At 69.3% G+C, this 3,605-nt stretch carries 2 protein-coding genes; one reads left to right on the top strand and one right to left on the bottom strand.

Annotated features, from left to right (window positions below; translation table 11 throughout):
* Positions 1-21: 21 nt before the first annotated feature.
* Positions 22-1,665: a protein kinase gene (locus tag ACFQ7F_RS45620; protein WP_383285638.1), complete on the bottom strand. Its 1,644-nt coding sequence runs from the start codon at positions 1,663-1,665 to the stop codon at positions 22-24.
* A 295-nt stretch (positions 1,666-1,960) separates the two neighbouring features.
* Between ACFQ7F_RS45620 and ACFQ7F_RS45615 the strand changes: the two genes are divergently transcribed.
* Positions 1,961-3,553 carry a protein kinase gene (locus ACFQ7F_RS45615; RefSeq protein ID WP_383285635.1) on the top strand — a complete coding sequence of 531 codons (1,593 nt, stop codon included), beginning with the start codon at positions 1,961-1,963 and terminating at the stop codon, positions 3,551-3,553.
* Positions 3,554-3,605: the final 52 nt, after the last annotated feature.

Here is a 3,605-nt window from a genome sequence, read left to right as displayed (position 1 = left end):
CGCGTCAGGTGCTGTGCCCGATCAGGCCGGGTTGCCCGTGGAGATGGTGAACTCGATGTCCACGTCGTCCGGGTCGACGTCCGACTCTTCCTTGGGGGACTGCTGCATCACGGTGTCCTTCCCATAGGTGTTCTCGTCGATCGTGCGCTTGTCGTACTGCCAGCCGGCCGCCTGCAGGCACTTCTGCACGGACCGCCAGTCCTTGAACGTGAAGTCAGGGACCTTGATCTTGTTCTCGTCGTTGTACGCGGTCTCGGGCTCGGTGCACTCGTCGGTCTCCACCGTGTTGGTCCGGTCCGGACCCCGGTAGCCCGCCACCGGCGCGTTCGACTCCTTCGCCTTGTCGCCCTTGCCGCCCTCGTCGTCCTTGTTCATCGACATCGCCGTGACCAGGCCGCCGACGGCGAGCAGCGCGACGACGATCGAGCCGACGATCACCGGCATGTTCCGCTTGCCGCCACCCGACCCGGATCCGCCCTGCCCCTGCACGGACGTCTGTCCCTGCTGCGGTGAGATCGAGTACGGCGGCGGGGTCTGCGCGCCCTGCGGGGCGTACGCGTTCGCGGGCGCCGGAGTCTGGTAGCCGCCCTGCTGCGGGTAGCCGTAGCCCGGGGTCACGGGGCCCGGGGACGGCGTGGGCGGGCCGTAGGGACCCGGCTGGTACGGAGTCTGGACGTTGCCGCTCTGCGGCAACGAGCTGTCGACCGGCGGGAAGACCGCGGAACCGACGCCCGCGCCGCTCGCCGTCTGGGCGCCCGGCACGATGCTCGGCGCGGACGCCTGGAACGACTGGGCTACGCGCAGGCACTCGTCGCGCATCGACTCGGCGGTCGGGAAACGCTCGTTCGGGTTCTTCTTCAGCGCGCGGGCGACGATCGCGTCGACCGCGGGCGGCAGCGAGCGGTTGATCGAGGACGGAGCGACCGGCTCCTCCTGGACGTGCGCGTACGCGATGGCAAGCGGCGAGTCCGCCTCGAAGGGCAGCCGCCCGGTGGTCAGCTGGAACAGCATGATGCCGACGGAGTAGAGGTCGGACCGGGCGTCGACGCCGCGGCCGAGCGCCTGCTCGGGCGAGAGGTACTGGGGGGTGCCGACGACCATGCCGGTCTGCGTCATGGAGGTGACGCCGGACTGCATGGCGCGGGCGATGCCGAAGTCCATGACCTTGACGACGTTGCGCTTCGTCATCATCACGTTGCCGGGCTTGATGTCGCGGTGGACCAGGCCCATCTCGTGGCTGATCTCGAGCGCGGCAAGGACATCGGCGGTGATCTTCAGCGCCTGGTCGGACGGCATCGCGCCGAACTGGGCGACGGACGCGTCGAGCACGGAGCCGAGCGGCTTGCCCTCCACGTACTCCATGACGATGTACGGCATCGTCGCGCCGTCGAGGTCTTCCTCGCCGGTGTCGAAGACCGAGACGATGTTTGTGTGAGTGAGCTTGGCCACCGACTGGGCCTCGCGGCGGAAGCGTTCGCGGAAGGACTGCTCGCGGCCGAGCTCGCTGTGAAGCGTCTTGATCGCCACTTGACGGTCGAGCACGGAGTCGTACGCCAGGTGGACGGAGGCCATGCCGCCCTCGCCGAGAAGATCGCGCAGCTGGTACCGGCCACCGGCCAGCGAGCGCCCCGCATACCGTCCCTGTGCGCCGTCCTGGCTGCTCATGTCGTGCGTCCCCCATCGGCGCGGTGTGCCGGACGGCTCCGCGATCGGTGATCGATTCCCGCTATTCCTGGCCAAGTCTGCCCGAGGGCCCTGCTACGTCAAGCTCGATGCCCGTTCCGTGACCGTACGCGCAAGAAGCGTCTCGGAAGCGTTACAAGTTTGCGCGTGAGGGTACCCGGCGGGTTTGATGTCCGGTCCACCTCGAACCGCCGGGACACGTGAAGGCTGTAGCGTGACCCGGCGGGGCTCTCCCAGTACCACCAAGCACCACAACACGAAACGACGGCGAGGACTGATGGCACAGACGCAGCGCGCTCAGGGCCCGTCCGACCCCGAGGCGACTGGCGGCGGTATGTCGGATGCGCCGGAGTTGTGGGGCAATGGCGGGCTTGTCGGGGACGGTCGATATCGGCTGACCCACAGACTCGGCCGGGGCGGCATGGCAGAGGTGTTCGCGGCCGAGGACGTACGTCTCGGCCGTACGGTCGCCGTCAAACTGCTCCGCTCCGACCTCGCCGAGGACCCGGTCTCCAAGGCCCGCTTCACGCGCGAGGCCCAGTCGGTCGCGGGACTCAACCACCATGCGGTGGTGGCGGTCTACGACTCCGGCGAGGACGTCGTCGGGCCGAGCGTCGTCCCGTACATCGTCATGGAGATCGTCGAGGGCCGGACGATCCGCGATCTGCTGCTCAACGCGGAGGCGCCGGGTCCCGAGCAGGCCCTGATCATCGTCTCCGGGGTGCTCGAGGCGCTCGCGTACTCGCACCAGCACGGCATCGTGCACCGCGACATCAAGCCCGCGAACGTGATCATCACCGACACCGGCGCGGTGAAGGTGATGGACTTCGGCATCGCCCGTGCCCTGCACGGCGCACAGTCGACGATGACCCAGACCGGCATGGTCATGGGCACGCCCCAGTACCTCTCCCCGGAGCAGGCGCTCGGCAAGGCCGTCGACCACCGTTCCGACCTCTACGCGACCGGCTGTCTGCTCTACGAACTCCTCGCGCTGCGGCCCCCGTTCACCGGTGAGACGCCGCTCTCCGTGGTCTACCAGCACGTCCAGGACATCCCCGTACCGCCGTCGGAGACCTCGGACGCGTCGCCGCCGGAGCTGGACGGCCTGGTGATGCGTTCGCTCGCCAAGGACCCGGACGACCGCTTCCAGACCGCCGAGGAGATGCGCGGTCTGGTCCAGTACGGGCTGCAGATGCTCCACGAGCAGGGCAGCCACACCGGGACCTGGAACACCGGACCTGTCGACGTCGCGGGCATGCACGAGGGCGGCAACACCCCCGCGATGGGCGTCGCCGGCACCACCGCGATGCAGCACCCCGGTGACTCGGGCACCGCGCAGATCCCGGGCGCCATGCTGCGTCCGCCGGGTGGCGACGACGGCGGCTTCGACGGTAGCCACCGCGACGGGAACGGCCGGGGCGGCCGGGGCAAGATGTGGATCTTCGCCGTGCTCGCGGTCATCGCGATCGCCGTGGGTGTCGCGTTCGCGCTGACGGCGAACGACAACAAGTCGAAGGACACGGACACCCCGACGAAGTCGCCGACGAAGCAGTCGGAGACGAAAAAGCCGAGCAAGAGCTCGGACGAGGAGACCTCGGACGAGAACACCGAGGTGCCCGGCGACGGCTCCGGCGGACAGGGTGACTGGACCCCGTCCCAGCCGAACACCACCGGCCCGACCACTCCTGACACGCCCACCGAGAACGAGCCGTCGGACGACCCGACGGATCCGACGGACGACCCCACCGAGCCGACGGACGATCCGACGACGCCCACCGATGACGTCAGTGACCCGCCGGCCTCGGACCCGCCGGTGACGAACGGCGGCACCGAGGGCGGGGATGTCGCCGGCGGCGAGGGCGACGGCTGAGCAGAGGCGAGAAGCCTCCTACGCATACGCACGCGCGCGTGGAGCCCGAAAG

This window comes from Streptomyces sp. NPDC056486 (assembly GCF_042795295.1).
Classification (GTDB): domain Bacteria; phylum Actinomycetota; class Actinomycetes; order Streptomycetales; family Streptomycetaceae; genus Streptomyces.
The sequence above is the reverse complement of the archived record's forward strand: the minus strand, read 5'-3'. Positions and strand labels throughout refer to the sequence as shown.

What these genes read in the sequence shown, in the direction of transcription:
- ACFQ7F_RS45620 (WP_383285638.1), bottom strand. Translation starts at nt 1,665, where the DNA reads ATGAGCAGCCAGGACGGCGCACAGGGACGGTATGCGGGGCGCTCGCTG.
- ACFQ7F_RS45615 (WP_383285635.1), top strand. Translation starts at nt 1,961, where the DNA reads ATGGCACAGACGCAGCGCGCTCAGGGCCCGTCCGACCCCGAGGCGACT.